This window comes from Pseudoalteromonas distincta (genome assembly GCF_005877035.1).
GTDB classification, from domain to species: Bacteria; Pseudomonadota; Gammaproteobacteria; order Enterobacterales; family Alteromonadaceae; genus Pseudoalteromonas; species Pseudoalteromonas distincta.
Map to the genome: position 1 here is coordinate 1,779,511 of NZ_CP040558.1, position 17,597 is coordinate 1,797,107.

The following is a 17,597-nucleotide window of genomic DNA, read 5'->3' on the forward strand; positions in this document are numbered from 1 at the left end:
TTACTTAGCCTTGCAATAATGATTAATAAAATCAATGTGACTCGGTAAGCTATCTGCTTTTTTAGCAACATGATTTTTTATTGACTCTAAAAATCGTTTAAGCTCATCATCGCTCATGCTATCAACAATCGGATGATAATTTTGCGGCATTAGCCCTTGCCCTAACATCACTTGTAACCACGAGGCTTCACCAAATAACTCTTGCTCTGCTTTATAAACATGCCCACTTTGCTTAAATAGCTCAATGCGTTTGGCAAGCGACTCTGGAATTGGCATGTTTTTACAGTAGCGCCAAAAGTCGCTATCGGTGCGCTGTGTTACATAGTAATGCAGCACAATAAAGTCTCGAATGTTTTCGGCTTCAAAGCGCATTTTGTCATTAAAGTCATCTTGATAGCACGACTCGATTGCTTTGGTTGGCATGTTTTGCATTAATCTTATAATGCTTTGCTGAATTAAATGAATACTGGTTGATTCAAGCGGCTCAATAAAACCACTTGCTAAGCCAATAGCTACACAGTTTTTGTTCCAATGTTTACGCCGTGTACCGGTGCGGTATTTAATAACGCGCGGCTCATTAATCGGTTTGCCTTCTACGTTATTGAGTAGCGCTGTTTTGGCCTCATCATCGCTCATGTATTTACTACAAAACACTAAGCCATTACCACGACGGCTTTGCAGCGGTATTTGCCACTGCCAACCACATTTATGTGCCATTGCACGCGTATATGGCACTATTGGGCTTACTAATTCGGTTTGTACTGCCACTGCGCTGTCGCACGGGAGCCAATGGCTCCAATCTTCGTATCCGGTGTGTAGCGCTTGCTCTATTAATAAACCTTTAAAGCCGGTGCAATCTATAAATAAATCGCCCTCAATAATTTGCCCGTCACCTAAAGTAAGCGATTTTATAAAGCCATTAGTGGGCTCTAAGTTAACTTTGCTTATCATGCCTTCTATACGTTTAGCGCCGTTTTGCTGTGCAAAATTTCGTAAAAATTTAGCGTACAAACCTGCATCTAACTGATAAGCATGGTTACGGTCTTGATTCGGTACTACGGCAAATTTACCCAAGCGACTTGCTACGTGCTCTGTGCAATAATCACCAATATCGGCAGCTACACCTTGTTGCATACCTTTTAGCCAAAAGTGCTGAAAACCTGCAGCCCAACAACCTTGCCCCACATAACCAAATGAGTGAAAGTAGCTTTGCTGGTTTTGTTTCCAGCCCTCAAACGATATGCCTAATTTAAACGTGGCATTAGTGGCTGCCATAAATTCTGATTCGCTAATTTTTAGTAAATCATGAAATATATGCAGCGTAGGAATAGTTGATTCCCCAACCCCTACGGTAGGTATTAAATCGGATTCAACTAAGCATACTTCAATATTTTTACCTAGCAGCTTGGCCATTGCTGCGCTGCACATCCAACCGGCGGTACCGCCACCTGCTATTACTATTTTTTTAATTGCATTTTGATTCATAATTCAAACCTTACAAGTCGCCTAGCGTCTTAATTTATTTTGTAATTCGGCTCTTAACTTACGCGCTGTTAGCTCATTCATTGGCTTTGTTAAAATAGCCTGTGCGGGCTCTGGTATGTGGGTAAATTCGTTATCAGCAAATACATAGTAATTAAACAAACGTTGCCATGCTGCGCGCTCATGCTTTGGTAAATTACGTATGTTTAAAATAGCAAGGTGCAACGCATTAGTAGGCTGCCCATACACCGCTGGCGTATTTTTAAACCAATAATTAAACAGTATATTTAAACTGCCAAGCCCCTCTACTTGGTGCCACCACATGCTGGGTAATATAAGGGCATCGCCCGCTTCCAAATCAACAGTTATTGCTGCTTTTATAGCTTGTTTAAATTTAGGGTATTTTGTGAAATTAGGCGCTGTAGTAGTGGTTAAACTTATTGGCTGGCCACCGGGTGCTTTATCAAGCGGGCCTATATATAAATTATCTATTTGATCGGGGGCAAATAAAGTAAAACGCCTTTTACCTGCAACGCAACATGCTAAATTTTGCGCTACGTCGTAATGTGCTGGTACGGTAACCTTTCCGCCTGCCCATACATTAAATAAACAGCCTTCGCTTAATGCGTTAACGTGGCAGTGTTTAACCAAACCAGGTAAGCACTGTGCAATGCTAGTAGAGCCAATGTATAAGGTGTCTGCTTGTGGGTTATTAGCAGTTTGCGTTATTTGCTCAAGCGTATTGATAAATTCCGCTTGCTGATTAGTAAAGTTAAAACCGCTCATATCGCTGTTATACCCAACAACCCCATTTTGGCTGGCAGGTATTGTGCAATTGTTAACTAAAAAACCTTCGTAAAACGGCGTTAAATAATCAATTGCAGTTGCATCAGATTTTTTAGCGGCAATAACTAGAGGCCAATCGCTCACAAACCCTTTTAGTACAATAGGCACAGGTGAGTTTAAAAGCTCCTTGGGTAACGTGCTGGGAGTTAAGCCACTTAGCGTTTGAATATTATTTGATAAATTTTCCATTGTTAAGCACTTATACCGCGTGCTTTTGTAGCTTAAGTTGCTCGTTTTTAAGCGCCACTAAATCACGCACATGTACTTGCGATGCAATGATCATGTATATACACGCTAAATACCCTTGTGAATGCAGCTCTGCAATTGCATCGCTACTTAGCTGGTTAAGTGAGTCTTCGTTGATGGTATAAAAACCAAGTAAGTTATGTTTAAGCCCGTTTACTAAATCAAGCTCTAGCGATACTGATTCAAGCAAACCATGTTTAATCAAAGTTTTAATAAATGGCTGATTTTCTTGTAAACCATGATGCAAGTTGTCGAGCACATTTATTATGTTTTCGAGGTAATCGCTATTCCCGCCGTGTTCTAAAAATAAGTTAATACCCTGCTTTGTTGACACTTTTGGCGAGTCTAAATCAATGCTAAGCATGCGCTCTTGCGTTGCCACACCGTTTTGCATTGTATTTTGAGTCGCGATAGCAAAAGGCAATCGCTGCATACTTAGTGGAATATAGTGTGCTTGCCATTGCTGGTTTACTAAAAATAAGTTTTCGTCTTTATTTATGCCGTACAAACACACCGGCGAAAATGTATTTGTTGTATCGTCTTTGGTAAAAAATATTGGGTAATGTGCTTGAGCGACTCTAAATTCGCTCACAAATGTTTCGCTATACCAAACCCCGTCACCTAGGTGTGTGCTGCGTGCAGGGTTTATTTTTAAATGCTGATGTTCAAGATTATTTAATAATGCATGATTGGCCATGGATTGTGTGCTCCAATTGTTGTTGTGTGCCTTTACCTACTACTACAAATAAAAATGTAACAAATAAGTTAAATTCATATTGACTATAACAGCTGGGTATTATTATTACTAGGTTAATTTAGGCAAATAAAAAAGCCGCAAAATGCGGCTTTTTTAAGGTTGCTACAAGGGTGATTTATTAAAAATTATAACGAACACCTAAACCGTAACGAGAGCCTGTTTGAGTGATGTTATAAATCAACTGTTGCTTACGCCCGTACGATGTTACGTACTCGTCAGTAATGTTTATACCTTCAATAAATACGGTAAGTCCCTCTACTGCGGGTACTTCGTAACTTACGTTAAAGTCTATTTGGTAATACTCATCAGTGTAAATTGGTGCGGTTAAATCGCCATTTACACGACGCTCATTTAAAAACGAGTCGCGCCAGTTATACGCAATACGTGCTTGTAAGCCTTCTTTATCGTAAAAGAACACCACGTTTGCAGTATCACTTAACCCTACTAGCGCTTCTGTATCCTCTAATGAGTCGTTGTCGTATTCAAGGCCTGAGTCAACCATGGTGTAGTTAAAAATACCACCAAAGCCTGACTCACCAAATAAGTGCTGAATATTAAATTCAAAACCATCAATGGTGTATTCTTGGTCGCCATTTACAGGCACGTTTATCCTAAAGTTAATTGGATCATCTGAGTCTGGGTCACCAACAATTGTGCCGCCGTCTAACTCGCCATCTTCATCAAATTTAGGTTGTACATTTGGATCATCAGCAAAGTTTTCAAATATATAGGTTCTGATATCTTCGTTAGATGCATTAGCGCCAAGTGCCGCTGTAGCAGCTCTAAACTTTTCACCATTTAATGGATCAGCTAAGTTAAATATATTTGAGTCGATAGTACCTGTAGTGATCCAATTTGTTACGTCTTTTTTAAAGTAACCAAACGAAATATAGCTACCTTCGCCGTAATACCATTCACTTGATAAGTCGTAGTTAATTGATTCAAGCGGTTTAAGTCCTGGGTTACCAGAGCCACCCGAATAACCACTTAAGCTACCACCGGTATTAATCGTTGTACCGCCTTGTAGTTGGCCATAACCCGCTCTTGAAATAGTTTTGCTCGCTGCTGCGCGAATCATTACATCTTCAACAACTTCAATATTAAAGTTAATATTTGGCAGGAACTGGCTGTAATCTGCCGACTGGCTTAGCGTTTCAATGCCGGTAACACCGGTTACTGATGTAGCTGTATCTTCGTTCCACTCTACGCGGCTGTAACCGGGTGCTGTTGCTTTAGAAAATACGTCTGTTTTTTCGTAGCGTAAGCCAATTTGCAGGTCGAAAAACATGCCACTCAATTCGCCTTTGTAATTTACTTGAGCAAAAGCAGACTGCGTTTTTTCTTCCGTAAAGCGGTTTGTTGCTGCATCCCAGTCAGTTGAGGCACAAAATTGTCCTTCGCCGTTTGGCCCTGCTGCTGCGCCGTCGGCTGCTTTACAATCACCATAAAGGTTATCTACGTTAGCAATAGGATCTGCGTACTCTGCTGCATTTACAATCGCATCAAAGTCGGCAAAAAAGATTGTATTAAATAAATCGTATCCGCCTTGTGATGCAGTGCCTTCAAAGTTACCCGCTTTAGCTTGAAACTTATCTAAAATAGTATCTTGGCGCCAATCAATATCAGCAAAGTCACCCTCAACACCAACACCACCCCAATCTGGGCGCTGTACTTGCGTATGACGGTAATGGTTATTTACTTTATTAACCGCAACACCAAAGTCAATGCTTAGGTTGTCGTCAATGTAGTAGTCGCCCGAAATTTGCGTTTGATCGATTTCTGAATCGTATTTATCGTTTGCAAACCAGCTACCCGATAAACGCATAGTACTTGGGTTAAAGTTTTCAATGTTACCAATTGCAATACCTGGTAAGTCGCCAGTTAAATCAAGCCCTGAGCGCGAACGTGTGTACGACGGTAACTGAATATTGTTACGTGTACCATGGCGTGGATCAGTTGCTTTCATTGATGCTTTTGAACTGTGGTGATCAAACTCTAGGTTAAGCTGATCAGACACTGCCCATTCTAGATTAAAGCCTAGTGAATCTGTTTTTTCTTCGCGACCCCAAGAACCTACCGTAAGCGACGTATCGCGATAATCAGCATCACTTTGAATGTCATAAATTTCTGAGTAAATAAGTGGATACGCGTTAGGCTCGCCCGCCCAAACAGATTCACTTCTATCGCCTGCGTAGTTAAACCAAACTGACGCATCAGTGTGCTGCTCTTCAACGGTTGTTCTAAACGTAGTGTAGTCAAGGGTTGCTGTAATGTTTTCAACAGGTTGATATTGAAAAACTAGCTGGCCATTTACACGTTCACGTTGGCGTTCTTCAAACACATAACGTGGTTGTTGCGGGTTTGAATAAATACCTGATGTAGGTCTGTTTGCTCCGCCCTCTGCGCCTGCAGGTACACCGCCCCACCCTGTATTTGTGTAATCAGATGCTCTGTAGCCTTGATCTTGAATAAACTGTTGCATACCGCTTTCACGGTCTTGGTAGCTACCTGAAATAGATATACCAAATTTATCGTCACCAAATGTTTGCGAATATAAACCACTTACCTCTGGTGTAATACTACCCTCATCGGTTGATTGATCGTCTACAGCTTTTACGCCAAACGATGCTTTTATACCTGGGCTATTTAAAGGCCTGTTTGTTGTCAAGTTTATAGTTGCGCCAATGCCACCTGAGGTAACACTTGCGTCTGATGTTTTATAAACTTGCACGCCCGATACGCTTTCAGATGCCACATTAGCAAAATCAAATGTACGGTCACCTGTTGTATTTGGAAGTTGGCGGCCATTAATAGTAATTAAGTTATTAGCAGGTCCAAATCCACGTACTGTTACGCGGCTACCTTCACCGCCCGCTCTATCAATTGATACGCCGGTAATACGTTGCAGCGATTCAGCAAGATTAGTATCAGGAAATTTCCCCATATCCTCAGCCGAAATAGCATCGACAATACCAGAAGAGTCGCGTTTAACATCCATAGAGCGCTGCAATGAACCTCTAATGCCTGTTACTTGTATTATTTCTACATCTTCGTCGACAACGGTTTCGGCAGCGTAGCTTTGGTGAGGAAGCGTAACGGTACCCATTGCAGCGAGTATGGCTGTTGAAATTATCTTTTTCTTAAACATCATGATGCCTTTTTCTTATTTAATTATTATTGACGTACTGCAAGACTTTAAGAATTACTCGAAACATAATTGTAAACTATTTGTTTCATTTTACGGTCAATAAATAATTATTGTGTGTGTATGTTTTAAACGTTTTACAAAGACCACAACCAGTTTTAAACATGTGCTACTTAACTAAAAACCATTAAATAACAGCACGTTTATGCTAATTCTTTGTGCTAATTTTTGCTTTAAAATATTTTCATTTTGTCATATGTCCTCAGCTTCCTCTTATTTAGACCATTAACAAAATAAATTAATGGTCACATTGACTATATCTTTTTTGTGCAAATAAAAGCTTAAGCTTTGCTTACGCAGATAATTTGCATTGTTTAAAACTATTTTTGTTAAGCGTGTTCATATGGGCTTATTGTTTGAATTTTTCCGTTTGAGTCGTGTTCGAGCTTAGCCATTTTCATACTGCGTAAATGGGTTTGCCCGCCCGATAACGTACTGTCGTGATAAAATAAAAACCAGTCGCCATTGTGCTTAACAATTGAGTGATGCGTGGTCCAACCAAGTACAGGGTTTAAAATAACGCCCTGATAGGTAAATGGTCCATATGGGTTATCGCCCGTGGCGTATACAATTTTGTGAGTATCGCCCGTTGAGTACGAAAAGTAATAAACACCGTTGTGTTTGTGTACCCAAGGGCCTTCAAAAAAGCGGCGGTTGTTATCGCATACTGTAATTGGCGAGCCGCTTTCATCTAGTACAACAACCTCTTTTACGTCTTCGCTTAGGCTGATCATATCTTGCGATAATTTTGCAACGCGCGCAGGAATTGCAGGTTCACCATTTTTGGGATACGTGCTTTGTTCATTAAATTCGCTAGTTTGCCAATTTTGTAATTGGCCGCCCCACAAGCCACCAAAATACAAATAATGGCTTGAGTCGTCATCTTCAAATACAGCAGGGTCAATACTAAATGTCCCTTGAATGTAATCGTCTTCGGCTTTAAATGGACCTGTTGGGCTATCACTTTTTGCAACGCCAATTCTAAAAATACCTTGCTGATCACGCGCCGGAAAATAAAGGTAATACTGACCAAGCTTATGCGCTGCATCGGGTGCCCACATTTGCTTGCTTGCCCATTTTACGTCGTCTACACAAAGTGCTACGCCATGGTCTATGGCTTTGCCTGAGCTTTCGTCAAGCGAAAACACATGGTAGTCGCGCATTGCAAAGTGGTCGCCGTTATCATTAATTTCATTTTTTGATTCAATGTCGTGCGAAGGATAAATATACACTTTGCCGTTAAACACATGCGCAGACGGATCGGCGGTATACATGTGATCAACTAACACATTATGATTTTGTATTAACGAGTTGGCTCGTTGTAAGTCTTTTAACTGTTTAAGTTCAGCGTCACTTAATCCATTAGATGGGGGTGCTGCTTGCGCTGTATTTTGCATTTTTACTCCTAGTATTGCCTGCCCACTTTGCACTTTTAAAAGGTGCAAAATGGACTGCTAAATTAGTTTATGGTTTTGTTATCAGCCAGCTGCGTTTGAATGCGCTTTACTTCAGGCTCGGTAAGTTTGTAACGTGTTATAAAAATTAAACATGCCACGGTACAAATTACTGGAATGCCGGCAAAGGCGAGTAAAATGCCTGATAACGTGTGTTCTGACTGTTCTTGATTAGGCACGTATGCATAGCCAGATAATATCCAACCAGCAATCGCACCGCCGATTGCAAAGCCTAGTTTTATTGCTAATAAATGGCCCGAAAACGTAACAGCGGTTAATCTGCGACCAATTTTTAAGGTGCCGTAGTCAACCGTATCTGCCACCATTGAAAACATAATTGGGGTAATTATCATGTGGGCAAAGTTAGCAATAAAGTAGACGATAAAAATGGTAACTATGGCGTCGCTCTCAAGTACGTAGAACATGCTGTGAGAAATAATTACGACAACTAACGCGGCGATAAAAAGTGTTTTCTTTTCAATAAATTTGGTTAAAAAGTTAGTAGACACAGCGCCTAGTACTGAGCCAATTGCTGATAGTGTTAAAAAGTTAGAAGTAAGTGAGGCTTCTCCTACGTAGTACTTAATATAATGCGGCGCTACAGAGGCTCTAACGCCAATTAAGATTAATGTTGCTAGGCTTATAACGGCTATTACAACCCATTGATCGTTTTTAAATAAGCTTAAAAATTCAAGGAAGGCATTCTTTTTAGTTTGCGCGGGTTTAACTTGTTTTGTTTCTTTAGTCATTTTAAAACATAGTAAAAAACAAGCCGCAGCAAGTCCGCCTAAAAACACCATGGCTAGCGGGTAACCTACTACATCGTCGCCGTCGCCAAAAAAAGCAACTAGCTTAGGCAGTGCCCATACAATTACAAGCAGTGCAGCCATTGCCAATGCAAATCGATATGACTGAAGCGATGCTCGCTCTTTAGGGTCGTTTGTCATTACTGCGCCAAGTGCGCCGTACGGTATATTAATGGCGGTATAACACGTCATTAATAGCCCGTAAGTAAAGTAGGCATATATAAGCTTGCCCGTAGAATCAAAATCTGGGGTTATAAATGCTAAACAAGCAAACACACCGTAAGGCACGGCTAAAAATAATATATATGGGCGGTAAGAGCCCCAACGGCTGCGCGTTCTATCGGCAATGCTGCCCATTATAGGGTCGGTAATACCATCAAATAAACGAACCGCTAATAATAAGGTACCCGCAGCGGCTGCAGATAAACCGTAAACATCGGTATAAAATATCAACATAAAGTTAGCGACCATTTGAAATACAATATTACTGGCTGTATCACCAAGGCCGTACCCTATTTTTTCTTTAATTGTGAGTGTGTGTTTTGTGTTGTTCATGTGTGCTCAATTTTCAATGCAAATCGATATAGTCAAAAATACTATATGCATTTTTAGCGCATGTAAACATTTATGTTACATTTTTAATCAACCAGTAATTTATTTAATACATGGCGCTAATTAAGCGCTAAATTTACTAACATACAAAGGTATTATTCGTTCAATAAAAAACCAATACCAAACCAAAGCCGAATATCGGCGTTAACGCGTAAAAACAGGTACAGTGTATAAAGTGATTAATTAAATAGATGTGATTGTTTTAAATAGGATTTATAAACGCTTTTTATTTGCGCTTTACCCACCTTTTATATACCCTTAATAGTCTTTATAACAATATCTACGTATAGCTTTGGCTGAGTAATTTATGCACTATAAAACATCAAACATTTCTAACAACATCGACGAAGAATCGATTCCTGATGACTGCATTAGTAATCTAACCGTAGATAATATTGTATTTGCTATTCATGAAGGTAAGTTAAAGGTGTTGTTGGTTAAATATAATCGAGGCCTTGCAACAAGCCAATGGGGTTTAATTGGTCATTGGGTTCGTAAAGATGAAAACTTAGACCTTGCAGCTTTACGTGTTGTTAAAAGTACGACCGGTGTTGAAAACCTTTATTTAGATCAGTTAGGTGCGTTTGGTAACGTTGACCGCTACCCTGCTAGACGTATTATAACCATTGTTTACTATTCGCTCGTACGCTTTGAAGAAACCAATCTTGTGAGCGGCGACAATGCTTTAGAATGTGAATGGTTTGATGTAAATAACGTTCCCCCCTTAATGTTTGACCACGCCGACATTTTAAAAAGTGGCTTAGATTACTTACGCTATAAAGTAAGGCACGAGCCGATTGGTTTTAGCCTGCTCCCTGAAAAGTTTACCTTGCTTGAGCTACAAGGAATTTACGAGTCGATTTTGAATAAATCACTCGATAAACCTAACTTTAGACGTAAGTTCCAAAAAATGAACTTACTAATAAACTGTAAAGAAAAACAAACAAATGTAGCTCACAGAGCTGCTACTTTGTACCGTTTTGATATAAACGTATATGAAAAATTAAGAGAGTTTGGTTTTACGTTTGAGTTTTAAGTATGCAAATATTGGTCAAAGCAATTAATTCAATAATCTTGATAGATTCCCTTATAGAATTGAGCTTTGAATAATGACCTAATAGCTTTGTTATTCATTGCTTTTTTTCAACGGGGGTAAAGCGCCATCCTTTGAAAACTAACTTGCTTGCAGATCCATTACCACCAGATGAAGAACCACCAAAACTGGCTTCATTTAACGCCGTGTCAAAGTGAATACCACCGGCGCCGCTTACAATAACAGTATCTCCTAAAATAGACCCTTTAAAACCAACTGCTGAAGTAACTTTAACTTGTGAAAGTGGTGCGTATATAACAGCATAAAGCTCTCGTGTACCACCTGAAAACTCTATTCCAGTATCATTTCCACTGTAAGAACTATAAATACTAAAAACGGGCCTGCCTTCATTTGTAATCCCATTGTCAGGTGCGTAAACTTGTGCCCCATTTCCTATCTTAAGCTTTCCTTTAATTATGATAGTTAAGCTGCTGTTATCAGGGATTGTTAGCGAACTTGCGCCATTCATTGTAAAATCGCCATCTACAAACATAACTGCATTATGATTACTTTTTACCTGCATTCGGCCTTTAATTGTTACATCATCAAAATAAAATATTTGAGCTGCTGAATCAAGGAAAGTTGCAGCTTTAGCAGTGATGGTACCATCTGGAGTGCTTCCAAAGTCTACTAAAAAGTTAGCCGTGTTAGTTTCTAACTCGAGTAAGTCACCAGCTCTGCTATTGTTATTTATAAAAAGGTCAGGGCTTGTCGTATTAACTGACACGCTATCAATTGCTGTTGCAATATCAAGTGGATCACACGCAGTTAACCCTCTATTATTTTCACTTTCTGGTGTTATTTTTTCAACTGGCTCAATAGTTGGTATTGATATGTCTGGACTTGATACTTTATAAGGTGAAAAAGCATACTCTTTTGTGTCGCCCTTAAAAGAGCCATTACCTGCGTATCTAAGGTCTTTACTATCAATAGTACTGCCCCACTGTTTAAGCGTCACATTACCTTGAACACGCACTCCACCGTATACACTTCCCCCTGTTTGCTCATAATTCCCGGAGGTATAAACGCCGTGCCGTATTGTTGTTTGATTAAGAGCGACTAAATCATATGAACGAATTGTTCCTTGGACTGCATTACCTGTAATAGAAATTGGACCTGATGAACTAATATCACCACCAACTGGAGTTTGCTTTACTGATATAGATTGGTTTGCTGAAATACTACCTGAAACAGTACCACTACTTTGTGTGAAACTTAGATATGCCGATGCATCCCCTCCAACGACCACGCCACCAGAGAGTATTAAATTTCCATTACTATGAATATTGCCTGTAATATCAGCGCCTTGAATAATTGATAAATTACTAGAGGATAGAACATTACCTTCAATTGTACCGCTACCATTGAGCGTAATATCACCAGAGTCGTTAACTGTATTAACAAAAGATTCTTCTGATGTATTTTTGTTACCATCAGCTAGTGTGTCGTTATAATCCCCTAAAGACGAATCATAGCTATCAATTAAGCCACTTCCACTAATTGCAACACCAGAACACCCTGTAATTCCATTAGAAAAAACTGAGGCACTGCTGGTCGTTCCGCCCCCACCAGCTACATATTCGAATATAGCTTGCATTTGGTTCTCACCTTCAAAGCGAGTACCTTCGCTAGAAATTAAAATATCGCCATTACTGTCAATCTCAATGGTTGCATTGTATATACTAGATTCAAGCGAACTTGTCCCAGAAACTTCACTATTATGGGCTATTAAATCGTTAATATTTATAGTCGGGTCTGCAAGCATTGCTGTTTCTAGTTTTTCAATACTTGAAAATACCCCTTTCTCAGACATCAGCCTTGCGTTCAATTTTTTCTGAAAATTACCACTCAAGCGCTCCTGGATCACACTATCTCTAAGAGTACTAAGTACAACAATTGAAGCCATAGATGTTAAAATAAGTACAGTAACAAGTGTAAAACCAGATGTATTTTTCATTTATTGAAATGCCTTATTCATTACCATTTGCGACAAAGATATATCAATCACTAAGCTGTTATTGAATTGGCTTGGTAAGTTTGTAGGCTCTACAAGGACACTCACTACGTTGTTATCAATTACGTAGCTAATTGCATTAATACCTTTTAATATTTTTACTTTTCCATTCCCTACATCACAAAATAATGAGTCATCTTCATGGCTATATTTTTCGATGAATTGCGTACTAATAGTTAAGCCAGTACAAGCAGCTGCCCCCGCCTCTTGCTCAACACTTAGAATATTATTTGTGTAAGTAGGGACTGAGTTGGTTTGTTTTAGACTTCGTGTAAATACTTTACTGCTAAATCGGATTACATCTAATGCATTTTCTAAATCTCTAGCTGTGCTGGTACTGCTATTAATTGAAGAATAAGCCAGACTCACCCCGCCTAATAGAAACATGCCTGCAGCAAGTGCAACCATAAGCTCTATTAAAGTAAAGCCTTTATGTTTATGTATTAGATGTTTCATGGCGTGCAACCATCAGGTAGTGTTGGGAAGCTTCCTGTAATTACAACGCGATTTTCTAAGTTGTCAGTCAAACGCTTATCTTGCCAAGTTACTTCAACCGATAAATCATTTGAAAAGTTAGCAGGTAGAGTGAGTGTATATGCATCAATTTGTGGGGACAAATAATTTCTAAAGTCAGCATCGTTGTACAAACTTGGATCTGTTTGTTGTAGCTCACATAAATGAGGCCAAATACGCTCTAAAACATTATTTGCCTCAATTATTGACACCGTATAATTAAAGCTGTTTGTAATATATTGCAATGATTTTAGTTGGCCTGAAGCAAGCCCTAACAATGCAACCGTCGCGACAATTAAAGCAACCATAACTTCTAAAAGAGAAAACCCTTTGCTGTAATTTATTAGCATGTCTCTGGGGCCTCAACTAACCAACTTTGCCCACTTTGTAAAATACATAAAGTAAAGTCGACAGTTGTTCTGTCATTATCACTCACCAAGATTTGATACATTTGGCCTAATTCACCCGTACTTGAAATATTAATATTCTTTAAATCTACAGAAATGCTGCTATGTGTAGTTTCAAAAATATTTAACGTGGTTTGCGTTGAATTAATAGCAGTTTTTACTAGCCATTGTTTATTCGACGTTTTGAGAGAAACACTTTGATTTCTTTTAATGGCTTCACTACGCGCAAATTTAAAAACACTATGCAGTTGATTCGAATTTGTAACTAATCTATCCCGCTTTATAAAAGTAATAAACGAAGGAGCCGCAACAGCAGTTAAAATACCAATGATGGTCATCGTGATTAAAACTTCGAGTAAAGTAAAACCAAGGCTTTTTTTTACCAACATTGCGATTTATCTGCTGACTTAGTACCACTTTGATTTACAGACAACTTGCCACACTCATCACTTTTCTGAGCACCTTTAGGTGTAACTTGTATTGTAAATTCAGACCCATTTGAAGCGCCTGTAGTTGCATCGGTTGTATAGTTAAAGGAGTAATAATCTGAGGTAGGAAAAGTAAATGTATTTGGGTAACCACCAACGCGCGTGTATTGTCTTTCGAGAACAGCCGTTTGCTGTAGCAAAATCTGTTGAACATCAGCTCTTCGGCTCTTCTGTATGTAACTCGTATAACTTGGAAGTGCAACTGAGTATAAAATACCTATAATTGCAATTACTATCATTAATTCAACAAGGGTAAAACCGTAAGGTTTCCTTAACTGCTCCGTTTTCACTTATTTAATTCCATTATTTATATCAAACATGTTTTATTTTCACTTGAAATAAAAAGTAATTTGAATTTTTGTGGGGTGTATAATAGCGAGCGGTAACAACTTGTCAACAATATAACGTTAGAATATTTAGAAGCATTTATTTAAATAAAATAGCGCACCGAATAAAATCAAAATAATGCTACGGCGCACTAAAATAGTGCAATAAACAAGAGTTTAAAATAATGTAGCATTATAATTACCTTAACAATTTAATGTTAAGATACCATGTTGCTTTTATATAATTAACAGGAAAAACTAAAAGTTAATACTTTACTTGTTTTATATGTTTCTAAAATGTAACAAATGTTTTACTAAGCAAATATAACCCTCTATTCTACTAGTCTCTAGAAACAAACTTCTGATTATGCTATTTTTACTTAATAAGCAAATAAACTCAAAGGAGCTTTTTTCTTGAAACTTACGCCGCCCTAGGCAACCACTCCCCTTTTTCATCAGCACGTTACGTGCAACCTTAATCGCCGCCTGCGCGAGAATCACTGTTATTTAAATAAAATATTCCCCTATACTTTGGGAAACTAACTAATTAGGTTTATTACATGTTTGATCACGTAAAAAGAGATTGGCTCTCTAATGTTCGTGGCGATGTGCTTGCTGGTATTGTTGTGGCGCTTGCCCTAATACCTGAAGCGATTGCTTTTTCTATTATTGCCGGTGTTGACCCAAAAGTAGGTTTATATGCCTCATTTTGTATTGCGGTTATTATTGCCTTTGTAGGCGGACGTCCTGGCATGATATCGGCGGCCACCGGTGCAATGGCACTGTTAATGGTAACGCTGGTTAAAGATCATGGTCTGGAGTACTTACTGGTTGCTACCTTACTTACCGGAGTACTACAAATATTTGCAGGCTTTTTAAAGCTCGGTGAATTAATGCGCTTTGTATCGCGCTCTGTTGTAACAGGGTTTGTAAACGCGCTGGCGATTTTAATATTTATGGCGCAGTTACCTGAGCTGACTAATGTTACTTGGCATGTTTATGCGATGACCGCAGCGGGCTTAGGTATTATTTACTTATTCCCATATATTCCAACTATTGGCAAAATACTTCCCTCTCCTTTAGTGTGTATTGTTGTTATTACACTGGTTTCAATATTTTTGGGTCTTGATATAAGAACCGTTGGCGACATGGGCGAACTGCCAGACACTCTACCTATATTCTTATGGCCCGATGTACCGCTAACACTCGAAACACTGCAAATTGTTTTACCGTATTCAATTGGTCTTGCTGTTGTGGGCTTACTTGAATCAATGATGACCGCCACTATTGTTGATGACTTAACCGATACAACGAGCGATCGTAATAAAGAATGTAAGGGCCAAGGTATTGCTAATATTGGCGCAGGTTTATTTGGCGGTATGGCGGGTTGCGCTATGATTGGACAGTCAATCATCAATGTTAAATCGGGTGGTCGCGGCAGGCTTTCTACCTTTATTGCAGGCTCATTTTTAATCATTATGGTGGTGTTTTTAGATGAGTGGCTGCAGTTAATTCCTATGGCAGCCCTAGTCGCGGTAATGATTATGGTATCGATTGGTACGTTTTCGTGGACATCTGTTAAGGATTTAAAAAAGAACCCACTTTCATCAAACGTAGTGATGATTTCCACCGTTATTGTGGTTGTTGCCACGCATAACCTAGCCATTGGCGTTTTAGTTGGTGTGTTGTTAGCTACGTTGTTTTTTGCCAATAAAATTGGTCGCTTTATGGTGGTTAAAACCAAGCATGATGAAAGCAACGATAAAATAACCTATGAAGTCGTTGGCCAAGTATTTTTTGCCTCAGCGGAGCAATTTATTGCATCGTTCGATTTTAAAAATGCAGTTTCTAACGTCGTAATTGATTTAACCCATGCACATTTTTGGGATATAACTGGTGTATCGTCACTCGACAAGGTGGTCATTAAATTTAGGCGTGAAGGCGCAACTGTTAATATTATTGGTATGAATAGCGCAACCGAAACTGTAATTGATAAATTTGGTGTGCATAACAACCCTGAAGAAGTCGAAAAACTACTTGGCGGACATTAAGGAGAATGCAATGACTAAAATAATTACCTATGTAGATGGCTCAGCCATTACTAAAAATGTAACCGATGCTGCTATTTGGGCTTCAAAAAAGCTAAATAAACCAATTAGCTTTGTGCATACAATTGAAAAAACGCAGCGAACAAATGTTGGTGACTACTCTGGTAGTATTGGGCTTGGTGCACAGTCAACACTTCTTGATGAAATGACTAAGCTTGACGAACAACGCTGCAAAGTAAGTTTAAAAATGGCTGACGAATTACTAAATTCAGTAAGTGAGCATGCTAAATCGGCAGGTATTACTAATTTTGAATTAATTAAGCGCCACGGTGATTTACTCGATACCGTTATAGACTTAAAAGACGACACACGCCTTATTGTTATTGGCCAAAATGGTGCGGGACATAGTAATAGCTTTGCGGTGCTGGGTTCACATATAGAAACCTTAGTGCGCAATGCAACACAACCTATTTTGCTTATTCCAGAAACATTTAAACAACCTAAATCGTTTATGATTGCGTACGACGGCCGCGAAACAGCCGACAAAGCGCTACAACAAGTGATTGATGGCGGCTTATTACATGGTTTGCATTGTCATTTAGTGAGTATTAAAAATAACGAAAAAGACCTTGAAGAAAAATTTGTTAATGCACAGCACAAGCTTATCAGTATGGACTTTGAAGTGTCTGCAAGCTTTTTAGAGGGCAATATTTTTGACTCGTTAATGCAATACAAAGAACAAAATAATATTGATTTGATTGTTATGGGGGCTTTTGGGCACTCTAAATTAAGGCAGTTTTTTGTGGGCAGTAACACCATTAAAATGCTCGAAAACAGCGATGTGCCTGTGGTTATTTTAAAATAAGTAGCTATTTTAAATAAGTTTAAACCAGTCTCAAAAGCCTAAAATCTCTTAACTGATTTTAGGCTTTTTGTTTTTGGCCCAGCTTCAAACTTTTCAAATAAAAACTGAATAAACGACGTAACCTTTTGAGCCACAAACTTTCTATGCTGCTCTGGCATAAATGAGCGCACGGCACGTTTGCCAAATGTTGCCATTATTTCTCGTTTACCGAGCTTGTCTTGTATTGCCAGCTCGCCTTCGTGAAAAGGTGAAGCATCTATTGAGTTTGTGTTTATCATTTTGCTAGTAATTCGTGTACGTATTTTATGGGCTAAATTTAACTCAATATACAATCAATGATAATGGGTGTTTTATTGACTGATAATGCACAAAACAATGACAATACTTGCACCCTCTTAGTGCCAGGCGCGCACCAACATATGTCAAAACGGGTTT

The 17,597-nt window shown here is 38.9% G+C and carries 15 protein-coding genes; 3 read left to right on the plus strand and 12 right to left on the minus strand.

Going from position 1 to position 17,597, the window contains the following annotated elements:
* The 6 genes from FFU37_RS07935 to FFU37_RS07960 form a co-directional block, all read right to left on the minus strand.
* Positions 1-1,485 carry a tryptophan halogenase family protein gene (locus FFU37_RS07935; RefSeq protein WP_138489192.1) on the minus strand — a complete coding sequence of 495 codons (1,485 nt, stop codon included), beginning with the start codon at positions 1,483-1,485 and terminating at the stop codon, positions 1-3.
* A 21-nt stretch (positions 1,486-1,506) separates the two neighbouring features.
* On the minus strand, positions 1,507-2,517 hold the full coding sequence (locus FFU37_RS07940; protein WP_138489193.1) for a cupin-like domain-containing protein: 1,011 nt from the start codon (positions 2,515-2,517) through the stop codon (positions 1,507-1,509).
* Positions 2,518-2,527: 10 nt separating this feature from the next.
* The gene (locus FFU37_RS07945; RefSeq protein WP_138489194.1) at positions 2,528-3,271 is read right to left on the minus strand and encodes a SapC family protein; all 744 of its coding nucleotides are present in this window, start codon (positions 3,269-3,271) and stop codon (positions 2,528-2,530) included.
* A gap of 178 nt (positions 3,272-3,449) precedes the next feature.
* Positions 3,450-6,479 carry a TonB-dependent receptor gene (locus tag FFU37_RS07950; protein WP_138490015.1) on the minus strand — a complete coding sequence of 1,010 codons (3,030 nt, stop codon included), beginning with the start codon at positions 6,477-6,479 and terminating at the stop codon, positions 3,450-3,452.
* A gap of 386 nt (positions 6,480-6,865) precedes the next feature.
* Positions 6,866-7,933: a glycoside hydrolase family 43 protein gene (locus FFU37_RS07955; RefSeq protein ID WP_138489195.1), complete on the minus strand. Its 1,068-nt coding sequence runs from the start codon at positions 7,931-7,933 to the stop codon at positions 6,866-6,868.
* A gap of 62 nt (positions 7,934-7,995) precedes the next feature.
* Entirely contained in the window at positions 7,996-9,351 is a 1,356-nt protein-coding gene (locus tag FFU37_RS07960) for an MFS transporter (protein WP_138489196.1), read from the minus strand.
* Between the two features lie 364 nt (positions 9,352-9,715).
* Here FFU37_RS07960 and FFU37_RS07965 point away from each other — a divergent pair, with 364 nt between their 5' ends.
* Entirely contained in the window at positions 9,716-10,444 is a 729-nt protein-coding gene (locus tag FFU37_RS07965) for an NUDIX hydrolase (RefSeq protein ID WP_101162754.1), read from the plus strand.
* A 94-nt stretch (positions 10,445-10,538) separates the two neighbouring features.
* Here FFU37_RS07965 and FFU37_RS07970 read toward each other — a convergent pair whose 3' ends face one another.
* The 5 genes from FFU37_RS07970 to FFU37_RS07990 are packed head-to-tail and all read right to left on the minus strand — an operon-like array spanning position 10,539 to position 14,213.
* Positions 10,539-12,458: a DUF7305 domain-containing protein gene (locus tag FFU37_RS07970; protein ID WP_138489197.1), complete on the minus strand. Its 1,920-nt coding sequence runs from the start codon at positions 12,456-12,458 to the stop codon at positions 10,539-10,541.
* On the minus strand, positions 12,459-12,971 hold the full coding sequence (locus FFU37_RS07975; RefSeq protein WP_138489198.1) for a PilW family protein: 513 nt from the start codon (positions 12,969-12,971) through the stop codon (positions 12,459-12,461).
* A complete protein-coding gene (locus FFU37_RS07980; RefSeq protein WP_138489199.1) occupies positions 12,968-13,378 on the minus strand; it encodes a type IV pilus modification PilV family protein in 411 nt (136 codons plus the stop codon). The genes FFU37_RS07975 and FFU37_RS07980 overlap by 4 nt, the downstream gene beginning before the upstream one ends.
* Positions 13,372-13,824 carry a GspH/FimT family pseudopilin gene (locus FFU37_RS07985; RefSeq protein WP_138489200.1) on the minus strand — a complete coding sequence of 151 codons (453 nt, stop codon included), beginning with the start codon at positions 13,822-13,824 and terminating at the stop codon, positions 13,372-13,374. The genes FFU37_RS07980 and FFU37_RS07985 overlap by 7 nt, the downstream gene beginning before the upstream one ends.
* Complete coding sequence (locus FFU37_RS07990; protein ID WP_138489201.1) at positions 13,815-14,213, minus strand: type IV pilin protein; 399 nt, start codon at positions 14,211-14,213, stop codon at positions 13,815-13,817. Before FFU37_RS07990 ends, FFU37_RS07985 begins: the two co-directional genes overlap by 10 nt.
* 596 nt (positions 14,214-14,809) lie before the next feature.
* Here FFU37_RS07990 and FFU37_RS07995 point away from each other — a divergent pair.
* Together FFU37_RS07995 and FFU37_RS08000 are read left to right on the plus strand one after the other, a co-directional pair.
* A complete protein-coding gene (locus tag FFU37_RS07995; RefSeq protein ID WP_138489202.1) occupies positions 14,810-16,300 on the plus strand; it encodes a SulP family inorganic anion transporter in 1,491 nt (496 codons plus the stop codon).
* A 10-nt stretch (positions 16,301-16,310) separates the two neighbouring features.
* Entirely contained in the window at positions 16,311-17,162 is an 852-nt protein-coding gene (locus tag FFU37_RS08000) for a universal stress protein (RefSeq protein ID WP_138489203.1), read from the plus strand.
* Between the two features lie 38 nt (positions 17,163-17,200).
* On the opposite strand, the gene FFU37_RS08005 is transcribed toward FFU37_RS08000, so the two are convergent.
* Complete coding sequence (locus FFU37_RS08005; RefSeq protein ID WP_039489499.1) at positions 17,201-17,440, minus strand: hypothetical protein; 240 nt, start codon at positions 17,438-17,440, stop codon at positions 17,201-17,203.
* Positions 17,441-17,597 lie beyond the last annotated feature (157 nt).

Excerpts from the sequence above, each read along its gene's own strand:
- FFU37_RS07935 (WP_138489192.1), bottom strand. The coding sequence starts at position 1,485 with ATGAATCAAAATGCAATTAAAAAAATAGTAATAGCAGGTGGCGGTACC.
- FFU37_RS07940 (WP_138489193.1), bottom strand. The coding sequence starts at position 2,517 with ATGGAAAATTTATCAAATAATATTCAAACGCTAAGTGGCTTAACTCCC.
- FFU37_RS07945 (WP_138489194.1), bottom strand. The coding sequence starts at position 3,271 with ATGGCCAATCATGCATTATTAAATAATCTTGAACATCAGCATTTAAAA.
- FFU37_RS07950 (WP_138490015.1), bottom strand. The coding sequence starts at position 6,479 with ATGTTTAAGAAAAAGATAATTTCAACAGCCATACTCGCTGCAATGGGT.
- FFU37_RS07955 (WP_138489195.1), bottom strand. The coding sequence starts at position 7,933 with ATGCAAAATACAGCGCAAGCAGCACCCCCATCTAATGGATTAAGTGAC.
- FFU37_RS07960 (WP_138489196.1), bottom strand. The coding sequence starts at position 9,351 with ATGAACAACACAAAACACACACTCACAATTAAAGAAAAAATAGGGTAC.
- FFU37_RS07965 (WP_101162754.1), top strand. The coding sequence starts at position 9,716 with ATGCACTATAAAACATCAAACATTTCTAACAACATCGACGAAGAATCG.
- FFU37_RS07970 (WP_138489197.1), bottom strand. The coding sequence starts at position 12,458 with ATGAAAAATACATCTGGTTTTACACTTGTTACTGTACTTATTTTAACA.
- FFU37_RS07975 (WP_138489198.1), bottom strand. The coding sequence starts at position 12,971 with ATGAAACATCTAATACATAAACATAAAGGCTTTACTTTAATAGAGCTT.
- FFU37_RS07980 (WP_138489199.1), bottom strand. The coding sequence starts at position 13,378 with ATGCTAATAAATTACAGCAAAGGGTTTTCTCTTTTAGAAGTTATGGTT.
- FFU37_RS07985 (WP_138489200.1), bottom strand. The coding sequence starts at position 13,824 with ATGTTGGTAAAAAAAAGCCTTGGTTTTACTTTACTCGAAGTTTTAATC.
- FFU37_RS07995 (WP_138489202.1), top strand. The coding sequence starts at position 14,810 with ATGTTTGATCACGTAAAAAGAGATTGGCTCTCTAATGTTCGTGGCGAT.
- FFU37_RS08000 (WP_138489203.1), top strand. The coding sequence starts at position 16,311 with ATGACTAAAATAATTACCTATGTAGATGGCTCAGCCATTACTAAAAAT.
- FFU37_RS08005 (WP_039489499.1), bottom strand. The coding sequence starts at position 17,440 with ATGATAAACACAAACTCAATAGATGCTTCACCTTTTCACGAAGGCGAG.